17 protein-coding genes are annotated in these 21,370 nt (G+C 72.6%); 10 read left to right on the top strand and 7 right to left on the bottom strand.

The features are described 5' to 3' along the window. Window positions 1-2: 2 nt before the first annotated feature. The 4 genes from C6361_RS08545 to C6361_RS08530 form a co-directional block, all read right to left on the bottom strand. Entirely contained in the window at window positions 3-1,817 is a 1,815-nt protein-coding gene (locus tag C6361_RS08545; protein WP_159079246.1) for a S8 family serine peptidase, read from the bottom strand. Window positions 1,818-1,979: 162 nt separating this feature from the next. Beyond that, entirely contained in the window at window positions 1,980-2,684 is a 705-nt protein-coding gene (locus tag C6361_RS08540) for a hypothetical protein (RefSeq protein WP_107267393.1), read from the bottom strand. 266 nt (window positions 2,685-2,950) lie between these two features. Then, a complete protein-coding gene (locus C6361_RS08535) occupies window positions 2,951-3,604 on the bottom strand; it encodes a response regulator transcription factor (protein WP_107267392.1) in 654 nt (217 codons plus the stop codon). Between the two features lie 190 nt (window positions 3,605-3,794). Continuing rightward, window positions 3,795-4,832, bottom strand: coding sequence for a LacI family DNA-binding transcriptional regulator (locus tag C6361_RS08530; protein WP_107267391.1), 1,038 nt, complete (start codon window positions 4,830-4,832; stop codon window positions 3,795-3,797). Between the two features lie 162 nt (window positions 4,833-4,994). On the opposite strand from C6361_RS08530, the gene C6361_RS08525 reads away from it, so the two are divergent. The 6 genes from C6361_RS08525 (at window position 4,995) to C6361_RS08500 (ending at window position 11,906) form a co-directional block, all read left to right on the top strand. Next, window positions 4,995-6,320, top strand: a complete 1,326-nt coding sequence (locus C6361_RS08525; RefSeq protein ID WP_107267390.1) for an ABC transporter substrate-binding protein — start codon at window positions 4,995-4,997, stop codon at window positions 6,318-6,320. Between the two features lie 53 nt (window positions 6,321-6,373). After that, window positions 6,374-7,243: a carbohydrate ABC transporter permease gene (locus tag C6361_RS08520; RefSeq protein ID WP_234359409.1), complete on the top strand. Its 870-nt coding sequence runs from the start codon at window positions 6,374-6,376 to the stop codon at window positions 7,241-7,243. Next, on the top strand, window positions 7,240-8,190 hold the full coding sequence (locus tag C6361_RS08515; protein WP_107267388.1) for a carbohydrate ABC transporter permease: 951 nt from the start codon (window positions 7,240-7,242) through the stop codon (window positions 8,188-8,190). Before C6361_RS08520 ends, C6361_RS08515 begins: the two co-directional genes overlap by 4 nt. Further along, a complete protein-coding gene (locus C6361_RS08510; protein WP_107267387.1) occupies window positions 8,187-9,509 on the top strand; it encodes a Gfo/Idh/MocA family protein in 1,323 nt (440 codons plus the stop codon). The genes C6361_RS08515 and C6361_RS08510 overlap by 4 nt, the downstream gene beginning before the upstream one ends. Further along, window positions 9,506-10,354 (top strand): sugar phosphate isomerase/epimerase, encoded by an 849-nt coding sequence (locus C6361_RS08505; protein WP_107270825.1) that lies wholly within the window; start codon window positions 9,506-9,508, stop codon window positions 10,352-10,354. The genes C6361_RS08510 and C6361_RS08505 overlap by 4 nt, the downstream gene beginning before the upstream one ends. 178 nt (window positions 10,355-10,532) lie before the next feature. Beyond that, complete coding sequence (locus C6361_RS08500) at window positions 10,533-11,906, top strand: glycosyltransferase family 2 protein (protein ID WP_107267386.1); 1,374 nt, start codon at window positions 10,533-10,535, stop codon at window positions 11,904-11,906. A 193-nt stretch (window positions 11,907-12,099) separates the two neighbouring features. On the opposite strand, the gene C6361_RS08495 is transcribed toward C6361_RS08500, so the two are convergent. Beyond that, entirely contained in the window at window positions 12,100-14,712 is a 2,613-nt protein-coding gene (locus tag C6361_RS08495) for an IPT/TIG domain-containing protein (RefSeq protein ID WP_107267385.1), read from the bottom strand. A 294-nt stretch (window positions 14,713-15,006) separates the two neighbouring features. On the opposite strand from C6361_RS08495, the gene C6361_RS08490 reads away from it, so the two are divergent. From C6361_RS08490 to C6361_RS08480, 3 genes are all read left to right on the top strand, one after another. Then, window positions 15,007-15,840, top strand: coding sequence for a TerC family protein (locus C6361_RS08490; RefSeq protein WP_107267384.1), 834 nt, complete (start codon window positions 15,007-15,009; stop codon window positions 15,838-15,840). Between the two features lie 133 nt (window positions 15,841-15,973). Continuing rightward, window positions 15,974-16,345 carry a MerR family transcriptional regulator gene (locus tag C6361_RS08485; RefSeq protein WP_199853296.1) on the top strand — a complete coding sequence of 124 codons (372 nt, stop codon included), beginning with the start codon at window positions 15,974-15,976 and terminating at the stop codon, window positions 16,343-16,345. Window positions 16,346-16,520: 175 nt separating this feature from the next. Further along, window positions 16,521-17,309 (top strand): class I SAM-dependent methyltransferase, encoded by a 789-nt coding sequence (locus C6361_RS08480; protein WP_107267382.1) that lies wholly within the window; start codon window positions 16,521-16,523, stop codon window positions 17,307-17,309. Window positions 17,310-17,366: 57 nt separating this feature from the next. On the opposite strand, the gene C6361_RS08475 is transcribed toward C6361_RS08480, so the two are convergent. Then, window positions 17,367-18,548 carry a calcium:proton antiporter gene (locus tag C6361_RS08475; protein WP_234359408.1) on the bottom strand — a complete coding sequence of 394 codons (1,182 nt, stop codon included), beginning with the start codon at window positions 18,546-18,548 and terminating at the stop codon, window positions 17,367-17,369. Between the two features lie 502 nt (window positions 18,549-19,050). Here C6361_RS08475 and C6361_RS08470 point away from each other — a divergent pair. Then, entirely contained in the window at window positions 19,051-19,893 is an 843-nt protein-coding gene (locus C6361_RS08470; RefSeq protein WP_107256957.1) for an aldo/keto reductase, read from the top strand. Window positions 19,894-19,909: 16 nt separating this feature from the next. Here C6361_RS08470 and C6361_RS08465 read toward each other — a convergent pair whose 3' ends face one another. Next, entirely contained in the window at window positions 19,910-21,355 is a 1,446-nt protein-coding gene (locus tag C6361_RS08465; protein ID WP_107267381.1) for an amidohydrolase family protein, read from the bottom strand. Window positions 21,356-21,370: the final 15 nt, after the last annotated feature.

Below are 21,370 nucleotides of genomic sequence, written 5' to 3'. Positions count from 1 at the left end.
GCTCAGTCGGCCGCAGTGGTCGAGGCCGCCCTCGACACCGGGACGGCCCCGAGGGCGGCCCGCAGGTCAGGCAGCGGCCCGATCCGCTGGGTGGTGTCGCCGCCCTGCGGTGTGCCGGTGCTCTTCAACAGGCTGCTCACCGCCGTGGCGGTCAGCACCGGTCGGCCGGTCGCCTTCAGGTAGGACTGGATCGCCACCACCGCACCGGTGACGATCGGCCCGGCGCCGGAGGTGCCGCCGAACGACCGGGTGTAGCGGATGTCGCGGTTCGCCGGGCTGGTGCCGCCCTGGAGGTTGCCGTTGCTGCCGGTGGTGGTGATGTTCTGCCCCCAGCCCTGGAGGTCGAGCCGGGAGCCGTAGACCGAGAAGTTCAGCCGGGACCGGTTCGTCGACGAACCGGCGCCGACCATGATCGCGCCGGAGTCGCGTACCGACCGGTCGAACCGGCCCTGGAACTCCGGAGCGTCGAGGTTCTCGCCCCCGTTGCCGCCGGTCGCCACCACCACCGCGCCGAGCCGGGTGAGCAGCACCGTCGCGTCGAAGACCGACTGCACCCACTCGGCCGGCACGTACCGGGTGCCGCCGTTCGGGCCGGAGGTCTGCTGCTCGATCAGCACCGCGTCGCCGGGCCGGAGGAACTGGGCGAGGTGCGACAGCGCTGCCGCCGGCCGGTAGCTCGTCTGGCCACTGCTGAGCCGCTGCATCGGCGAGATGCCGAACATCTCGGCGTCCGGTACGCCACCGGTCACCCCGTAGCCGTTCTCCCGGGCCACGAGTTCGCCGAAGACCGCCGTGCCGTGCTCGTCGGCGAAGCTGGTGTTGCGGGGGAACTGGGTGCCGCCGAGGTCGCTGGACCAGTCCAGTTGAAGGTCCTCGTGGAAGGGGTTCCAGTCGTATTCCAGGTCGACGATCCGGATCCCCGCGCCCCGGGCCCGGGGGTCCTGCCGGGCGTGGTCGGCGTCGACGCCCTGCGGCGCCGGCCGCTGGTAGCCCTGCATCGAGGTGAAGTCGGGGGTGGCGGGCGGCGGTGCCGGCTCCGGCGCCGGATAGGCGTACGCCACGTCGGGCAGGGCCCGCAGGTCGCGCAGTGCCGCCGACACGTCCGCCCCGGCGGGCAGGGTCAGGTGATACCAGGAGGCCATGTCCGGAACGGCCCGGCCGGAGCGGGCTCGCGCCGTCGCCGCCGCGCCGGCGAGCCGGGTCAGTGTCTGCGCCGGCAGCAGCGGGCTGAGTTCGACGGCGCGGTGCCGGTCCAGGACGGTCCGGACCGGGGCGAGGTCGCGACCCCGCTCGCTGCGCAGGGCGCGGTCCGTGCCGCGTACCGCCGCCGTCTCCGCGAACTTGACCTCGAGTACGACGGCGGGCGCCACGCCGTCCGAGCCGCGTACCGGCCGGCCGTCGGGGAGTCGACCGGTGACGGTCAGCGCGGTACTGGCGGCGCCGAGCTGCCCGGTGCTCCGCAGCACCTCCTTGTCGAAGAAGAGCCGCAGATCCGGCCGGCCGTCGGCGTTCACGTCGGTCACGGTGCTGAGGAAGCCGCCACCGACCCAGCGGGCGACCGTGGCGCCGCCGTTGTCGACCGACCCGACCGGGCCGAGCCGTACCGTTCCGGGGTCGATCCGGCTGGCGTCCACGGTGGCGGTGCTGACCAGGGTCACCGCCAGTTGTCCCTGGCCGGCCAGGTTGGGGGCCTCGGGCGCGACCATCGGAAGGTCGACGGTGCCGGCCGGGGGACCGTCGGCATGCGCGCCGGTGCCGACCCCCTGACCGGATACGACGAGGGCGCCCACGAGGAGCGCGGTCAATCGCCTGGACATGCCGGACCTCCGAGATGGACCGATAGCGGGCAGCAGTGAAAAGCTACTGACTACAGTGAAGTCGGTCTATCTACAGGTGTCGTGACATCGACGATCCGGCGTCGAACTCCTGTTGCAGGGCGCCGCTGGCCGGGCCAGCCCGACCAGCGGCGACCAGTCCCGCTACGACCCGACGGACCGGGCCGGGGTTCGCGGTTCCCGTACCCGGGAGAAGTGCGCGGCCAGCAGGAAGACCGCGAAGATGACCAGGTTGAGTATCCAGCGAGGGTCGTCGACGTGCAGGGCCGAGCCGAGCCGCTCGCGTTCCGCCTCGGTCAGCGGCGTCGTGGAGCGCTCCGTCTCGGCGAAGTCCAGCCGGGCGGAGGAGAAGACCAGATAGGTCCAGACCCGGTGTACGAAGTACAGCGCCGCGGCGACGACGATGAGGATCCGCCGCCTTCCCGGTCGCCAGCCGAGGACGAGCAGCATCGGAATGACGACCAGTTCGGTCGGGACGTTCCCGAGGATCGCGACCGGGATGCTCGGCAGGAACATCAGCACCAGGGTCTGCCCGGTCAGCGTGGGGCTCTCCAGTGCGGCGTCGAGCATCAGGAGCCCGGCCGCACCGCCGAAGGCGAACAGCGCCATCGTCACGACGCCGAGGGCGACGAGGCCGTCCTCCAGCCAGGCGGCCAGCGTCGCCCTGCCGCGCAGCCAGGTGGCGAGCAGGCCGATCCCGACCCCCCAACCGAGCGCGACGAGCAGCGCGACCGGGACCGGAAGGAACTCCACCAGGGAGAGTCCCTCGACGACGGCGACGAACGCCACGGCCAGCGCGAGCGGTGGCAGCCATGTCCGGGTACTTCCGGCGGGGGTGACCGTCCTCATCGCGGTCCTCCCGTCCCGCGCCCGGGTGGTGGCGCCGACCCGGCGGCAACGGCGGCGGCGCGTCCGAAGGTCTCCGGCGGGCGTGCGGGGGGCTGGCTCGGCTCGGCATCGCATCTCATGGTGGCGGCGGGCTCCTCGTCTTCCGGTCACTCGGAGCGGTCGCGATCCGCCTCGGCGGACCGTGCTCCGGTGGGATCGAACGCAGGGGCCCGACGCTAGGCAGCCGACGGTCTGGACCGCGTCTGCCAAATGGCCATGCCGGGGGTTCAGCGGGGGTTTATTCCGTCGTCGACCCGGTCCAGCAGGCCCGCCTGGCGGGCGTGCAGGACCGCCTGGAGCCGGCTCGCCGCCTCCAGCTTGCGGAAGATGCGGTTGAGGTGTGCCTTGACGGTGCCGGGCGCGACGTACAGCGCGTTGGCGATCTCCCGGTTGGAGCGGCCGGCGGCCAACTGGGCCAGCACCTGAAGTTCCCGCTGGCTCAGCGGCTCCACCGGCAGCCGGCGGGACGAGCCGTCCGGCGGTACCGGTTCGGTTGCCGGCGCCTCGGCGGCGTCGCCACCGGCCGGCGGCACGGTGGTCTCCCCGGCCGGAGCGGATCCGTCGTGCCGGACGGACGGCGCCGCCGAGGGCGGAACCGCCCCGTGCGGCCGGCTGCTGGACCGGGCGACGGTCGGGACGGCGCGTACGGCGGCCAGCGCGACCAGCGGGACGAGCAGGCCAAAGGGGAGCATCAGCCACCAGTGCCGGGCGCCGTGCTCGACCAGGGCGAAGGAGAATCCGACCACGACCATGACCCAGACGAAGCAGCCGGTGAGTACCGCGGTCACCAGTACGGCCCGCCGCACGCTCGGCACCCGGAGCCAGTCGACGATCCGCTCACCCGCCCGCCCCCACCGGGAGCGGCCCGCCGTCTCGAACACCGACGCTCACCCTCGTTCCGTCGTCTGGTCCGGCTCTGCCCGAAGCGACCGGCCGGGACGCCCCCGAACCACGACAGCCGGGGGAGGGGCGGCCGGGAAACGCACCCGGCACACGGACCGGCCGTCGCCCGCGCCACACATCATGCCGATCCCCACTGGCATCCGGTACCGCGACCCGCGCCGGCCGGTGTCAGGGCCGGCCGGCCTCGGCCGGGGCCGGTCCGGTGGACTGCCGGACGGTGAGGTGGGTGGGGAGCACCACCGAGCGGCGTGGCGGGTGCGGAGTGCTGCGCTCGACGAGCCGGGAGAGCAGCATGGCCACCGCGACCCGACCGGCCTGGTCGATCGGGGCGGTCAGGGTGGTCAGCGGCGGGTTGCAGAAGTCGGCGCCGAAGATGTCGTCGCAGCCGACCACGCTGAGGTCCTCGGGTACCCGGACGCCCCGGTCTCGCAGCCGGGTGAGCATGCCGATGGCGAGCAGGTCGTTGAAGGCGATGCAGGCGGTGGCCCGGGTGTTGACCACGGCGTCGGCGGCGGCGGACCCGGAGGGCCGTTCCGGCGGGAAGGGCCCGACCCGGCGTACCTGGAGGCCGTGACCGGCGGCGGTGGCCCGCATGGCCTGCCAGCGGGCCTCGCTGGGCCAGGAGCGTTCCGGGCCGGAGACGTAGACGATGTCGCGGTGCCCGAGCGAGATCAGGTGCTCGACCGCCTGACCGATCCCGGCCGGGGTGTCGATCACGACGCTCGGCACCCCGCGCGCCTCCCGGTTGATGGTGACCAGGGGTATCTCGGCGGCGAGGCCGATCAGTTCCCGCTCGGAGAGCCGGGACGCGGCCAGGATCGCGCCGTCGAGGGACTGCCGCATCCGGTGCAGCATCTGGGTTTCGAGTTCGCCGGAGTCCTCGACGTCGATCAGCAGGTGCGCGTACCCGGCGGCCTTCAGTTCCTGCTGGGTGCCGCGGATGATGCCGAAGTAGAACGGGTTGGTCACCCCGGAGACGAGTACGGCGATCGTCCGGGTCCGGCCGGAGGTCAACGCCCTGGCCTGCGAGTTCGGTACGTAGTTGAGCTGCCTGGCCGCCGCCTCGATCCGCTCCCGGGTGACCGGGTTGACCCGACCGGGCCGGGTGAGGGCCCGGGAGACCGTGGACGGCGCCACGCCGGTGAGCGCGGCGATGTCGGTGATGGTGACCGGGCGGCTGCGCTTGGCTGGCCGAGGACTGTCCACGAAGCACAGACAAGCACAGGTGGCAAAAGTTGGCAAACGATTGCCACCAGATTGCCAGACTGTTACGGTCGCCCTAGTCCGTCGCCGATGTAAATACCTGGATGCCCGCTTTCGTCGCGGCGCATTCCGGCTATCTGCATTTCCTCACGAGGAGCAGGCAACATGACAGCGAAAAGAATCCTCGGCGCGCTGTCCGGCGCGGTCGTCCTTGCCGCGACGTTGACCGGCTGTGGTTCCGACAGCGGCTCGACCAGCGGGGGAGAGACCCTCAACGTCCTCATCGGGGCCAACAGCATCTATCCGGAACAACAGCGGAAATGGTTCGGCGACATCTCCGCCGCATTCGAGCGCGAGTCCGGGGCGAAGGTGAACTTCGAAACGTTCGCCACCCCCAACGACGAGCTGACGAAGATTCAGACCTCCGTGCTCTCCGGGCAGGGCCCGGACATCTACGCGATCGGCACCACCTTCACCCCCACCGTCTACGCCACCGGGGCGTTCCTCGAACTGACCCCGGACGACTGGACCAGGCTCGGCGGCCGGGACCGGTTCCTGCCGGCGACGCTCGGCATCTCCGGCCCCGACCGGGACCACGAGGTGGGGGTACCGTTCACCACCCGGCCGTTCGTGATGGCGTACAACAGGGAACTGCTGGCGGCGGCCGGGATCGACAGGCCGGCGGAGAGCTGGGACGGGCTGCGTGAGCAGGCGAAGCGGCTCACCACCGGCGGCCGTCACGGGATGGCGGTCGCCTACGCCGACAGCTACGACCCGTGGAAGTTCATCTGGGCGATGAGCCTCCAGGCGGGCAACCCGCTGGTCGACGACGGCAGGGCCCGGCTCGACGACCCCGTGGTGCGTACCGCCTACCAGACGTATCTCGGCTGGCTGGCGACCGACAAGGTGGTCGCCCCCGCCGCCGTCGGCTGGAAGAACGCCCAGGCGATCGCGGCCTTCGGCGCCGGAAAGGCCGCCTTCCTGCCGATGGTCTCGGCGACCTCAAAGGTCACCCTCGACGCCTCCGCCGTGGCCGGCAAGTACGGCTACGCGGTCATGCCGACCGTTCCGCCCGGCGCCACCACCCGGCCCGCCGACGGGCAGGACGCCACCAGCATCCTCTCCGGGGACAACCTGGTGGTGGCCAAATACACCAGACACCGCGACCTGGCCCTGGCGCTGGTGAAGCTGCTGACCAGCCCGGAGCAGCAGCGCCGCTACTACGAGACCTTCGGCGAGCTGCCCACCGACGCGAGCGCGGCGGCGGCGTTGCAGGCCGACCCGGCACTGGCCGCGATGGTCGACTCGTCGGCGAGGTCGGTGGCGACCCCGTTCAGCGGGGCGTGGAGCCAGGTGCAGCTGGCCCTGGTCAACGTGGTGGTGCAGTCCGTACCCGGGCTCTCGGCCGGCCGGGTCGACGACGGCCGGCTCGACACCCTGCTGGCCCAGGCGCAGTCGTCCGCGCAGGCGGCGCTCGACAAGGCGAAGTGATGCCGGCAGCCGCCCCGCCACACCGCAGGGTGCGGCGGCATCGTCCGCTGTGGATGCTCGCACCCGGGGCGGCGCTGACCGTCCTGGTGGTCGTGGTGCCGCTGGCGGTGGCGCTGCACATCTCCCTGCTCGACCTCGACCAGTACTCGTTCCGGCAGTGGGTGCGGGCGCCCTTCGTCGGGCTGGGCAACTACACCGAGGCGGTACGCGCCTCCGGGGCGGTGCACGCCATCGTGCTCAGCACCTCGTACGCGGCGCTCGTCACCGTGCTGACCCTGCCGATCGGAGTCGCCGCGGCACTCGCCAGCCAGGACCGGTTCCGGGGTCGGGGACTCGTCCGCTCGCTCTTCCTCGTCCCGTACGTCCTGCCGGCGTTCGTCGTCGGCACCGTCTGGCGGATCATCCTCCAGCCCGATGGGGTGGCCAACGCACTGCTGGCCCGGCTCGGCGTCGACGGCGGGCTGTGGCTGAACGGGCCGCGCAGCTTCTGGGCCCTGGTGGTGGTGCAGATCTGGGCGAGCTGGCCGCTGCTCTACCTGCTCGCCCTCGCCGGCCTCCAGGCGGTCGATCCGGTGCTGCACGAGGCCGCCGCGCTCGACGGGGCCGGCTGGTGGACCAAGCTGCGGTATGTGATCTTCCCGCACCTGCGGGGGCCGGTCTCGCTCGCCGTGATCATCGCGTTCCTGCACAACATCAACAACTTCACGCTGCCGTTCGTGCTCTTCGGCGTGCCGAGCCCCCGGGACGCGGAGGTGCTGCCGGTGCTGACCTATGTGGAGAGCTTCCAGAACTTCCGGTTCGGGCTCAGCGCGGCGATGGCGGTGCTCTCCCTGGTGCTGATCGCCGTCCCGCTCGCCGTCTACCTGCGCGCGGTCCGGCTCGACGTCGGCACCGACGGCGCGGCCGAGGGGAGCCGGGCATGACGGTCCGGGAGGAGACGACGACCCGGGGCGCGGTCGCCGCGACACGACGTGCCGGTGGCACCGCCGGGCCCCGGCACCGCCCCGGTGGTGGCAGCGGCGCGGTCCACCGGCTGCTGCCGGCGCCGCTGCGGGTACTCGTCCTCGGCGTACTGCTGGTCGTGGTCCTCGCCCCGGTGCTCTACATGGTCTTCGCCTCGGTCAGCTCCGACCTCTCGGTGGCCGAGGGCTCCTTCCTGCCCAGCAGCCCCGACCTCGGCAACTACCTGCGGATCTGGTCGACGGTGGAGCTGGGCCGGGGACTGGTCAACAGCCTGCTGGTGGCCGGTGCGGTGGCCGCAGTCTGCGCGTTCGTCGCGCTCGGCAGCGCGTACGTGCTGGTCCGGTACGCCTTCCGGGGCCGGCTGGCCATCCTGCGCGGCCTGCTCGCCCTACAGAGCATCCCGGGCACCCTGATGCTGTTGCCGGTCTTCGTGCTCTTCGCCAGCGCCGCGCAACTGCTCGGGGTCCCGGTCATCGGCACCCGGTGGGCGCTGTTCGTCACCTACCTGACCTTCGCGCTGCCCTTCTCCACCTGGGTCATGGTGACCTATCTGCGCGGGCTGCCACCGGAACTGGACGAGGCCGCCCGGGTCGACGGCGCCTCCGCCTGGCAGGTGCTGACCCGGGTCATCCTGCCGCTGAGCTGGCCGGGCCTGGTGGTCGCCGGCATCTTCGCGCTGCTGCTCGGCTGGAACGACGTGCTCTTCGCGTCGGTGCTGACCAACCCCGAGACCCGCACGGCGGCGGTGGCGTTGCAGGTGTTCGGCGCCACCCAGGAGGGCGGGGCCATCCCGGTGTACGGCCAGCTGATGGCCGCCGCGCTCGTCTGCGCCGCCCCGGTGGTGCTGCTCTACCTCGTCTTCCAGCGCTACCTGATCAGCGGACTCACGGCGGGAGGGGTCAAGTGACGACCAGACGTACCGGTACCGGCGCGGAGCCGGGCGCGAGCCTCCCGCCGATCCCGGTCGCCATCGTCGGCGGCGGTGTCATCGGGCGCAACCACGCCGCCGCCATCCTCCGGCACCCCCGGCTGCGGGTCGGCTGTGTCGTCGACCCGGCGCCGCCGGCCGGTCGCGCGCTCGCCGAGCGGGTGGCGGCGGAGAGCGGCGCCGAGCCGCCGGCCCGGTACGAGTCGCTGACCGACGCGCTCGCCAAGCAGGAGATCGGGCTGGTCGTGGTCTGCACCCCGAGCGGTACGCACGCCGGTCTCACCGAGGAGGCGCTCGGCGCCGGCCGGCACGTCGTGATCGAGAAGCCGTTGGACGTCTCCCTGCCCCGGGCCCGCCGGCTCGCCCGGCTGGCCGCCGAGGCCGAGACCCGGGGACTCGTCTGTTCGGTGATCAGCCAGCACCGCTTCGACCCGGCCAGCCTCGCGGTGCACCGGGCGGTGACGGCGGGCCGGCTCGGCCGGATCACCTCGGCGGTCGCCTCCGTCGCCTGGTGGCGCAGCCAGCGCTACTACGACTCGGCGGACTGGCGCGGCAGTTGGGCGCTGGACGGCGGCGGCGCGCTGATGAACCAGGCGGTGCACACCGTCGACCTGCTGCGCTGGCTGCTCGGGCCGCCGACCGAGGTGTTCGGGTACACCTCCCGACTCGCCCACCAGCGCATCGAGGTCGAGGACGTGGCGGTGGCGACCGTCCGGTTCGCCTCCGGCGCCCTCGCCGTACTGCACGCCAGCACCGGTGCCTATCCGGGGCTCTCGGCCCGGCTCCAGATCCACGGCACCCGTGGCTCGGCGGTCCTCGACGACGACCAGTTGGAGTATCTGCACGCCGCCGAGGGGACCGGCCCGGACGGATCGAGCGGCCCGGACGAACCGGCCGAGCCGGGCAACCAGGCGGCCGGGGTGCTGCCGGCGGCGGAGCTGCGCGGCGCGGCGAAGCCGCCGGACAGTTTCGTCCTCGGTCACCTGCGGCAGTACGCCGACATCGTCGCGGCGATCGACGGCGGGCGCCGGCCGAGCATCCGGGTCGAGGACGGGTTCGCCGCGCTGGCCCTGGTCAGGGCGGTCTATCTCGCCGCGACGCTGGGCCGGCCGATCCCGGTCGACGAGGTGGCCCGGGGAGCGTTCGACGACGTACCGGTGACGACGGGGCCGGTGGGCGGCCCGGCCGGGTCGGCGTTGGCCTCCTCGGTCGTCCAGCCCGCCGGTGCGCCGGCACAGCGGCCGGGGTGGTCGGCGGAGTCGATGGGAGAGCAGCGGGAGTGGGAGAGCCGGCGATGAGGTTTTCGGTCTTCACCGCGTCGACCCCGGAGTGGACGCCGGCCGAGGTGACGGCGATCCTCGCCTATCAGGGCTGGGACGGTGTCGAGTGGCGGATCACCGACCAGGACGACGCCCCCGATCCCGGCTTCTGGGCCGGCAACCGGGCGACCTGGCCGCTGACCGGGCTGGAGGAGAGCCTGCCGGCGATCGCCCGGCTCACCCGGGAGGCGGGGCTGGACTTCTCCGCCCTGGGAGGATACGTCCCCTGCCACGATCGGCCGGGCGTCGAACGGATGCTGGCCGCCACCGCGTGGCTCGGTGCCGGACGGGTCCGGGTGACCATGCCGGCGCTCTCCCGGGCCGACTACCGGGAGCTCTTCGCCGCCACCCGTCGGGACCTGGAGTGGGTGGCCGGACGCGCCGCGCGGCACGGCGTCACGGCCCTGGTCGAGCTGCACCACCGCACCGTCGTCGCCTCGGCCTCCGCCGCGATCCGGCTGGTCGACGGGCTCGACCCGGCCGCCGTCGGCGTCATCCACGACCTCGGCAACCTCGTCGTCGAGGGGCGGGAGGACTACCTCGCCGGCTTCCAGATGCTCGGCCCGTACCTCGCGCACGTGCACGTCAAGAATGCCGCCTGGCACCGTACCGGCTACACCCCGGACGGCTCGTCGATCTGGACCGAGGAGTGGGCGACGCTGCGCGACGGGCAGGCCGACGTCGAGGCGTACCTGCGGGCGCTGCACCGGCACGGCTACGAGGGGTGGGTGACCGTCGAGGACTTCTCCACGGTCCTGCCGTTGGAGGACCGGCTCCGGGACAACCTCGCCTACCTGCGGGCGATCCGGCAGCGCCTCGGCTGACGTCCGCGCTGTCGTCGTCGAGTACCGAGCCCGATCGGCCGCTTACCTGATTAGTTACTTATGCCAGATTTGTCGCGATTAGAATCGTTGCGGTGCGGAGCAAACGGGTGGTGCCACGCTCGACGACCACCGGACCAGGCAGACCGACCGTGCTGACCATCGCGGCAGCGGGGCGGCCGTGAGCGGCCCGACCGTCTCGGTGCTGCTGGTCATCTGGAACAGCCGGGACGAGACCCGTCGCTGCCTCGACGCGCTCTGGGCCGCCCGCACCGACGCCGTCCCGATCGAGGTGGTCGCGGTCGACAACGCCTCGACGGACGGGTCCGCCGAGCTGCTGGCCGGGGACCCACGGGTACGGCTCATCCGCAACGAGCGCAACGTCGGCTACGCCGCGGCGGTGAACCAGGCGTACCGGCAGGCCGGCGGGGAGCTGATCCTGCTGCTCACCAGCGCCGTCAGACTGCACCCCGGCGCCCTGGACACCATGGTCGGCTTTCTCCGTGACCGCGCCGACGCCGCCGGAGTCAGCCCGCGCTGTCTGCACCCGGATGCCACGGAGCGGCAGCACCACCTTTGGGTGCCGAGCTTTCCCGCCGTACTCGCCGTCGGCGCCCCGCGACGTCGGCTCCCGGGTTTCCGCTCGGCGCTCGACCGGCCCCGGCCGGATGCCGACGACCTGTCCGGGGCCCGGCCGTTCGGCACCCCCGGTTGCCTGCTGCTCCGCCGCCAGGTGCTGGAGCCGGACGGGATTCTCGACGAACGCTTTCCGCTCTACGGGAACGACCTGATGCTCGCCCGCTCGCTCTGGGACGCCGGGCACCGGCTCCGGCTGGTCCCCGAGGCGGACGCCACGCGCGGCCGGGGCGCCTCCGACCGGCTGCTCGGCACCGCGACACGCACCCGGCACCGCATCGGCGGACTGGTCCGCTACCTGCGCTCGACCGAGCCCCGGCACCGCCTGGCGGTGTTCCGGCTCGTGCTGCTGGCCGACCATCTCGGCAGCCGGCTCGCCCGTCGTCCGACGGCCCTGGGCCTGCGCGAGCTGGGCGCGGCACTGCGCGGCGACGTCGGCGTACTGCCCGACGGCGACACCCGGGCGTGGTCGGTGCTCTCCGGCGACGGCCAGTGCGCCGCCGAGCACTACTTCCGGATAGTCACCGGGCAGCGAACGCACGACCAGCGGACCCTGCTGGTGCACCGGCCACGCCGGTTGCGCGGTCGACGGCTGCGCGTCCAGTTCGACGGCGCCTCGGTCTGGCACGCCACGCCGCCGGTCCTACTGCCCTTCGGTCGGAGTCTGGCACCGGTACGCCGAATCAACCGGTGGTACGCCGCAGCCACCGTCCGACGCTGGCTGCACGACCGGCCCGGGGTCCGGGTACTGCGGCTCGACGACACCAGTCGCTACCTGCTCGGCCGGATCGGCGAGGACGAGGTCGTCCCCGCCACCGCGACCCGGTTGCCGGCGCTTCCCGCCGACCGGCGCGGCCGGCACCCCGGGCACGCCCCGCTTCCGGGCGCCGAAGACCCGCTGCCCTCCGCCCTGACCTGAGCGCCCTTCGGCGCCCGAACACCGCCGAGCGGACCACCAAGCGGACCACCGAGCGGACTACCGAGCGCGGAATCGCCGGACAGGACACGCTCTGCGCGTGCCGCCGGCCGTTAGCCGGTTAGGCATTCCGGTGCAGCCCGACGCGGGCCCCGGGATGGCTGCATCCCGGGGCCCGCGACGTCTTCGGCTCCGCTCAGCCGACAGCGTGCCCGCTGCGGCGTCGGCGGCCGAGCAGCAGCAGGACGACCCCGAGAGCCGTCACGGCGGCGCTGACCCCGACCAGCGAGATCACCGGATCACCGGTGACGGGGAGCGCCCCGACGTACCGGAAGAAAAGCGTGTTGGAGACGCCGCCCGGCGTGCCGACGGTGATCGCGGCGTCCCCGGTCGGGCAGGCCGGAGTGCGGAACGTCAGCGAGGTGCCGTCCGGGGCGACCGTCACGGCGCTCGCCGGGATGGTACGCCCGCAGATGGTCACCGTCGTCTGCCCCGGTACGAAGCCGCTGCCGCCGACGGTCACGACCGTTCCGCCCGTGGCGGGCCCCTGACCCGGGTCGACCGTCTCGATCACCGGCACCACGGCCTGGTAGGTGAAGCCGTCCTCGGCGACGGCGTCCTCGCCGGGCAGCAGCACCGTCACGTCCACCGTGCCGGGTGTGCCGGGCGGGGCGGTGACGGTGAGCGAGGTACCGCTCGGGTCGACCACCAGGTCGGTGCCGGGGTTGCCGCCGAAGTTGACACCGGTCGCCCCGCCCAGGCCGGTACCGGTGACCGTCACCCGGGTTCCGCCGGTGCTCGGCCCGGCCGGCGGCGACACCGAGGTGATCGTCGGCCCGACGTAGCCGAAGGTGCCGGCGTCGGCGGTGCCGGCCGGGAAGGTCAGGGCGACCTCGGCCGGGCCGGCGGCGTTCGGCGGGGTGACGACGGTGATCGTCGTCCCGGCCGGGTTGACGGTGAAGCCGGTCCCCGGGACGCCGTCGAAGGTGACCCCGGTGGCTCCGGTGAAGCCGGTGCCGGTGATGGTGACGGTGGTGCCGCCGGTGGTCGGGCCGGTCGTCGGGTCGAGCCCGGTCACCACGGCGTCGCTGCCGTCGGCCAGGTAGGTGTAGTCGAGCGGTGCCGCCGAGCCACCCGGTGTGCCGACCACGACGGCGGCCGGGCCGACCGCGTTGGCCGGGGTGACGGCGGTCAGCGAGGTACCGCCGGGAGCGACGGTGACGTCGGTCGCCGGCACCCCGTCGAAGGTGACGGTGGTGTCACCGGGAACGAAGCCGGTACCGGTGATGGTGACGGTCTGGCCGCCGGACTGTGGCCCGGAGTCCGGGTCGATCGCGGACGCGGTCGGTGCGACCGCCTGGTAGGTGAATCCGTTCGGAGCGACCGCGTCGGCCCCGGGGATCAGCACGGTGACGTCGACCGGGCCGGGTGCGCCGGGCGGGGTGGTGACGGTGAGCGAGGTGCCGCTCGGGTCGACCACCAGGTCGGTGCCGGGGTTGTCCCCGAAGGTGACCCCGGTGGCTCCGGTGAGGCCGGTACCGGTGATCGTCACGCTGGTGCCGCCGGTGCTCGGGCCGGTGTTCGGAACGATCGAGGTGATCGTCGGTGCGACGTAGCTGAAGGTCGGCGCGGTGACCCGGCCGGCCGGGAAGACGACCTCGACCAGGGCCGGGCCGGCCGGGTTCGGCGGGGTGACGACGGTGATCGTCGTCCCGGCGGGATCGATGGTGAAGTCGGTGCCGGGCAGGCCGTTGAAGTCGACCCCGACGGCGCCGGTCAGGCCGGTGCCGGTGATGGTGACGGTGGTGCCGCCGCTGGTCGGGCCGGAGGTCGGGGTCAGGCCGGTGATGTCGGCGTCGCTGCCGTCGGCCAGGTAGGTGTAGTCGAGCGGTGCCGCCGAGCCGCCGGGGGTGGTGACCACGACGGCGGCGGGGCCGACCGGGTTCGCCGGGGTGACGGCGGTCAGCGAGGTGCCGCCGGGTGCCACCGTGACGCCGGTGGCGGGTACTCCGTCGAAGGTGACCGTGGTCTCGCCGGGCGCGAAGCCGGTACCGGTGATGGTGACGGTCTGGCCGCCGGACTGTGGCCCGGAGTCCGGGTCGATCGCGGACGCGGTCGGCGGCGCGGGTGCCGGCGGGCGTTCACAGGTTGCCTGGGCCACGATCACGGTGCCGACCGGGATGGTCACCGGCTCGCCGAGCACGGTCCCGGTCAGGGTGAGCGTGGCCAGGATGGCGGTCGCCGCCGCGCCGGCCGCGGTGGTGGTCTCGGTACGGGTCAGCGTCGCGTTGAGGGTGGCACCGAGCAGTCCCGGTACGGTCACCCCGGCGCTGCCCTGCACGCTCGGGCCGTTCGCCGTCAGCACCACGGCGGTGCCGAAGAGCGAGAGGCCGGTGAGCGTGGTCCCGGCGGTCTGTGCGCCGACCAGTGGGCAGATGGCGGTGGCGCTCGCCTCCCCGGCGTCGAGCACGTCGATGCCGAGCACCGTCAGGTTCAGGCCGTTGACGCTGGAGAAGGCGGAGGAGGCGGTCGCGCCACGGGTGGCGGTCACCTCCTCGACGGTGCCGTCGGCGGCCACCCCGGTCGCCCCGGTCAGTGAGATGTCCACCAGGGTGGAGGTGTCGGTGCCGCCACCGGCCGGCGCGGTCGCGCTGCCGATCGTGGCGTCCGCGTCGATGACCACGATGCCGGCGACGTCGGCGGAGAGGTCGACCACCAGCCCGCGGGCGTTGGCGGAGCCCGGCTGGGCCAGGGCGGGTGCCGGCAGGTGCAGTACGGCGCCGGCGGCGACCAGTGTCACCGACAGCATGGACAGCGTTCTCCGAATGGACGTCACGTTTCCCCCGTGGAATTTCAGGCGCGGTACCGGTGGAGGGCAGACGCGGAGTCCCGCCCTTACCTCCGGAGAACGAGACGAATTGGGACGGGTTACGCGAAACCTCACAGAAGGTACTTAGTGATGACACTCTGTCATCACCGGATCCCGGGAGAGCGAGCGTCGGCCCCGACCCGTGCCCGTCTCACCTTCAGCAGGACGTGGCACTGTATGGTTTTCGCACCCGCTGGCAACCCCGGGCCGGCACGCCGAGACGTCGAGGGTGACATGGAGTTCTTGAGCAGCCCCGAGCTGTGGGTGGCGTTCGCGACGCTGCTGCTGCTGGAGGTCGTACTGGGCATCGACAACGTGGTGTTCATCTCGATCCTGGCCGGCCGGTTGCCCGAGCACCAGCAGGCACGGGCCCGCACCATCGGCCTGTCCCTGGCCCTGATCACCCGGCTGCTGCTGCTCGCCTCACTCTCCTGGGTGATCGGACTGACCGCACCGCTCTTCACGGTTCTCGGGCAGGAGATCTCCGGCCGCGACCTGATCCTCTTACTGGGTGGGTTGTTCCTGCTCGGCAAGGCGACATATGAGATCCACGAGCATCTGGAGGGTGCGGAACACGGCCGCTCGGCCCGGGCCACGTCGTCGTTCGCCGCGGTGATCGCCCAGATCCTGGTCCTCGACATCGTCTTCTCGCTCGACTCGGTGATCACCGCGGTCGGCATGGTGGACCAGTTGTTCATCATGGTCGCGGCCGTCGTCGTCGCGATGGTGATCATGCTGGTCTCGGCCGGCGCCGTCAGCCGGTTCGTCAACACGCACCCGACGGTCAAGATGCTGGCCCTGTCGTTCCTGCTGCTCATCGGCGCCAGCCTGATCGCCGAGGGCTTCGACCAGCACATCCCCAAGGGATACGTGTACGGCCCGATCGCGTTCTCCATCTTCGTCGAGTTCCTCAACCTGCGGGTACGGGCCCGGCAGCAGCGCAGCGCGGCGCAGCCCGTGCACCTGCACCCCACCTACGTGAAGTCGTCCGAGACGAAGTCGTCCGGGACGGAGAACTCCGGGACGAAAAACTCCGAGACGGAGAACTCGACCCCGTCGGGCGGCTGAGGAGGCCACCCCGTGGCCGCCGCCCTTCGGGGACCTTCGCCGGTCGGTTCCGCCCGCCGCTTGTACAGTTTCCACAGCGCCGGACGAGGCTAGGAGGTGCACCGTCGACGCGACCTTGTTGCGGATCGGGGAGGTGGCCGCGCAGGCCGGCGTCTCACCGCGCACCGTCGACTTCTACACCAGCCTGGACCTCATCGCCCCCGCCGCCCGCTCCGGCGGGAACTACCGGCTCTACCACCCCGAGGTGATCGAGCGGATCGCCACGATCCGTGCCCTGGAGGCGCACGGTGTGCCGTTGCAGGAGATCGCGGCGGCGCTGCGTCAGCCCGTGGCCGAGGACCTCGACGCCAAGCTCGACCAGCTCGACAGCGCCCTGCACGCCCTCCAGGCCGCCGCCCGGCACAGCGACGAACATGCCCACGGCCTGCTCACCGCGCTCACCGCCCGCGCACACGCCCTCATCGCGACGGCCCTCGACCTCACGTCCGGGCTACCCCCGGTCTGACCGGTCGGCCCACCGCACGGCGAGCCGGCCGCCGGTTCGCCGGCCGGCGTCGGGCAGCCGGGACCCGGGCCGGCCCTGGGGCGGCCTGTCCCGTCGACAGTGGACAGCCGGAGCCGCAAGACGGGTGCCCGGAAAACCAGGCGGCGATCCACGGCCCGGCCGCTAGCGTGGGGCGATGAACCCTGACCCGGTGACGCACAACCGAGCCGCCTGGGACCGGCAGGTCGAGAAGGGCAACGAATGGTCCCGCCCGGTCTCGGCGGAGACCATCGCCCACGCGCGGGCCGGGGACTGGTCCGTCGTACTGATCGGCTACCAGCCGGTCGACCGGGCCTGGTTCCCGGCCGACCTCGCGGGCGCGGACGTGCTCTGCCTCGCCTCCGGCGGCGGCCAGCAGGGCCCGACGCTCGCCGCCGCCGGCGCCCGGGTCACCGTCTTCGACAACTCACCGCGCCAGCTCGAACAGGACGAGATGGTGGCCGGCCGGGACGGCCTGGAGTTGCGGACGGTCCTCGGCGACATGCGCGACCTGTCGGTCTTCGCCGACTCCTCCTTCGACCTGGTCTTCAATCCGGTCTCGAACCTCTTCGTACCCGAACTCGCCCCGGTGTGGCGGGAGTGCTTCCGGGTGTTGCGCCCCGGCGGCGCGCTGCTGTGCGGTTTCGTCAACCCCGACGTCTTCCTCTTCGACCACGAGGCGTTGGACCAGCGCGGCGAGCTGGTGGTACGCCACCGGCTGCCGTACAGCGACCTCACGCACGTCCCGGCGGAGGAGCGCGAGCGGCTCTGGGGTACGGACGCGCCGCTGGAGTACAGCCACACGCTGGCCGAGCAGATCGGCGGACAGCTCGCCGCCGGCTTCGTCGTCGTCGGGTTCGCGGAGGCACCGCACCACTCCGACGCCACCGCCGGCTGGCTGCCCGGCTACTTCGCCACCCGGGCGGTCAAGCCGGCTCCGCGCTGACCAGCCGAGAACGGACCCGGGCAGCTCCGCCCGACCCAGGCGCGGACCCGGCCCACCTCAGGGATTGGTGGCGAGGAAGAGGAACGCGGCGCAGACGGAGACGTGCACGGCGCCCTGGAGTACCGTCGCCCGGCCGGGCATCACGGTCAGGATGCTGACGGCGGCGGTCAGCGCCAGCAGCACGATCTGGGTCGGGCCGAGGCCGAGCAGGAGTGGACCGTCGAGCCAGATCGAGGCGATCGCGATGGCCGGGATGGTCAGGCCGATGCTGGCCATCGCGGAGCCGAGGGCGAGGTTGAGGCTGATCTGGACCCGCCTGCGGCGGGCGTTGCGGGCCGCGGCGATGGTCTCCGGCAGCAGGATCAGCAGGGCGATGAGCACGCCGACGACCGCGTGCGGCAGGCCGGCGCCGGTGACGGCGTTCTCGATGGTGGTGGACTCCACCTTGGCCAGGCCGACCACCGCGACGAGGGCGGCGACGAGCAACCCGAGGCTGGCCAATGTGGTGCGCGTGGACGGCGCCGCCGCGTGCTCGTCGTCGTCCGGGTCGGTGTCGTCCGGGTCGGTGTCGTCCGGGTCGGCGTCGGGGAGCGGCGGCACGGGCTTGCGTCGCCGCTGGGTGGGTGCGTCCTCGACCGGCAGGAAGTAGTCCCGGTGGCGGACGTTCTGCACCACGACGAAGAGGGCGTAGAGGACCAGCGACGCCACCGCGGCGAACGCCAGTTGGGCCCCGGTGAACTCCGGCCCCGGCGTGCTGGTGGTGAAGGTGGGCAGGACGAGGCTGAGCACGGCGAGGGTGAGGACGGTGGCCAGCGCGGCGCCGGTACCCTCGGCGTTGAACGGCGTCACCCGGCCGCGCGCGGTGGCCACCAGCAGCGACAGTCCGACGATGCCGTTGCAGGTGATCATGACAGCCGCGAAGACCGTGTCCCGGGCCAGCGACGCCGTGCCCGGGCCTCCGGAGATCATGAGCGTGATGATCAGGCCCACCTCGATGACGGTCACGGCGACCGCCAGGATCAACGAGCCGAACGGCTCTCCGACCCGGTGTGCGACGACCTCCGCATGGTGCACCGCGGCGAGCACCGAGCCGGCCAGCAGGAGCACCACGACGACCTCGACCGCGACGGGCAGGTCCCGCCCCCAGACCGCGACCAGCGCCAGCACCGCGAGCAGCGGGAGCGCCGTGGCCGAGCGGTTGATCGACTTGCCCGACGTGGTGGCCGGTGGCGGTGTCAATGCAGTCCCTTCCGGTGGCGGTCGACGCCCGCTTGTGCCGGCACGACGGCCACTTTACCCGGTGGCCTCGCCGGCCATGAGCAGCACGGACCTACCTCCGGTAGATCGACTGGGGACCGTGGCCGCCGGGGCGGTGGCGCCGTCGGCGCGGCCTCGGGGTGGTGGTCGAGCGGACGCGGACGCGGCTTCCGTCGTCCGTCCACTCGGGCGCCGTCGCGCCTGGCCGGGGCCGGGCGGCCCACCCGGGCGACGGATCGCGGCCCCGGTCGCCGGTGGGCCCGGCCGCCGCCTTCCGCCGCCTGCGACGCCCGGTGCCGGGTCTCCTCCCGGGTACGTCCGCTGCCGGGCTGCCGACGTACCCCCTCGGGACCGGGCCGACCCATTGGCCGGTAACGGCATCCGCCGTGCGAGACTCCCACCTCGACGTGTTTGGCCGATGGCGCAACGGGTAGGCGGCGAGCCGCTGTCGTCAGTACGCGTCCGCACGCTGCCGGGAGGCCAGATGACCGTCGTGATGCCCGCGATCACGTTGCCGTCGGGCCGGACGATGCCGGTGCTCGGCCAGGGAACCTGGTATCTGGGGGAGAGCCCCGGGAAGCGGCAGGACGAGATCGCGGCGCTGCGTACCGGGCTGGACCTCGGGATGACGATGATCGACACCGCCGAGATGTACGGCGGCGGCTCCGCCGAGGAACTCGTCGCGTCGGCGATCGCCGGGCGCCGCGACGAGGTGTTCCTGGTCGACAAGGTGCTGCCGGTGAACGCCACCCGCCAGGGCACGGTACAGGCGTGTCGGCGCAGCCTGCGACGGCTCGGCACCGACCACATCGACCTCTATCTGCTGCACTGGCGCGGCAGCCATCCGCTGGCCGGGACGATCGAGGCGTTCGCCGAGCTGGTGGCGGCGGGCGACATCGGGCAGTGGGGGGTGAGCAACTTCGACCTGTCGGACATGGTCGACCTGATGGCGGCGGGCGGCACCGACTGCGCGGCGAACCAGATCCTCTACAACCTGACCCGGCGCGGTCCGGAGTACGACCTGCTGCCGTGGCTGGCCGAGCACCGGATCCCGGTGCTGGCGTACTCGCCGATCGAGCAGGGCCGGCTGCTCGGCGACGGCCAGCTCTCGGAGGTCGCGGCCCGGCATCGGGTCACACCGGCACAGGTGGCGCTGGCCTGGGTGCTGCGGCAGGACTCGGTCGCCGCCATTCCCCGCTCGTCGGATCCGGGGCACACCCGGGAGAACGCCGGAGCACTCGAACTGCGTCTCGGCGAGGAGGACCTGGCCGCACTCGACGCGGTCTTTCCGCCGCCGAGCGGCCCGCAGCCGTTGGAGATGCTCTAGCCTCCGCCGCCGGTGTTCAGCGCTTCCACTGGGCCGAGCCGGCGTCCCACTCGGTGTACGTGTACGGGTTGTCCCGCACCTTCGTCTCCGGGACGTCCGGGTTCATGCCCTTCGCCCAGGCGTCCCGCCCCATCGACTCGATCAGGTATTCGACGGTCCGCTCCACCGCGCGCCGGGCCTGGCCGAGGTCGACGCCGACCAGCCGGTGCCGGTGCTTGACGAGCCGGCCGTCGACCAGGACGGTGTGCACGTCGCCGCGCTGCGCCTGGAAGGCGACGTGGCCGTACGGGTTGAGGATCGGGAACATCACCGGCGAGTCGTCGTTCTTGATCAGTACGATGTCCGCCTTTCTGCCCGGTGTCAGGCTGCCCACCCGGTCGTCCAGGCCGAGGGCGCGGCTGCCGCCCCGGGTGGCCCACTCGACCACCTGCTCGGCACGCAGGTGGCAGTGCGTGATGGTGTCCTGCCTGCCGTGCGCCTCCAGGTGTTCCCGGGAGCGGTCCGCGCCGAGGGTGGCGCGCATGGCGGTGAAGAGGTCGCCGCTCCACCAGACGCTGGTGTCCATGGAGAGCGAGACCGGGATGTCGTGGTGGCGTAGCTGCCAGGTGGGCGGGTAGCCCTGGCCGGCGCTCTGCTCGCTCTCGGTGGAGACCGAGACCGAGCCGCCGGTGGCGGCGATCCGGTTGTACGAGTCCCGGGTCAGGGTGGCCGCGTGCACGTAGACGCTGGCCGGGGTCATGAAGCCGTTCTCGTGCATCAGCCGGATGCCGTCGTCGTTGGTGGCGCCCCAGACTCCGGCGTGGGTGGTGACCGGTACGCCGAGTTCGCGGGCGACCTCGAAGGCGGCCCGCTCCGGAAAGGCGGGGTCGCCGGTGACGTCGAAGGCCATCTGGAAGCCGAGCATGTCGCCCTTGCCGGCGATGCGCCGCTCGACGAAGTCGCGGAACTCCGGGCTGGTCGCCCACTCCCACGGCCCCTGCTGGATGTTGCCGTAGGCGAGGACGAAGCGGCCGGGTACCGCCTCCAGGGCGTCGACGGCGGCGTCGGCGTGCTGCGGGGTCTGTAGCCCGTGCGACCAGTCGACGGTGGTGGTGACCCCGGCGTCGATCGCCTCGATGGCGGCGAGCAGGTTGCCGGCGTAGATGTCCTCGGGCCGGAAGAGCTTGCCGGACTCCAGGTAGTACCAGACGAAGTACTGGGTGAGCGTCCAGTCGGCGCCGTAGCCGCGCATCGCGGTCTGCCACATGTGCCGGTGGGTGTCGATCATCCCGGGCATCACGATGCCGCCGCTGGCGTCGATCTCCAGTGCGCCGTCCGGGGCGGTCAGCCCGACGCCGACCTCGGCGATGCGGTCGCCGACCACGAGCACGTCGCCGCCGGCCAGCACGGTGTGCGCGTCGTCCATGGTCAGCACCAGCCCGTCGCGCAGCAGCACCGGGCGGTCGGACTCGGTCGTGGCCATCGCCAACTCCCATCG

The organism is Plantactinospora sp. BC1, assembly GCF_003030345.1.
Classification (GTDB): Bacteria; Actinomycetota; Actinomycetes; order Mycobacteriales; family Micromonosporaceae; genus Plantactinospora.
Note: the sequence above shows the minus strand (reverse complement) of the source record. Positions and strands in the feature narration are given on the sequence as shown.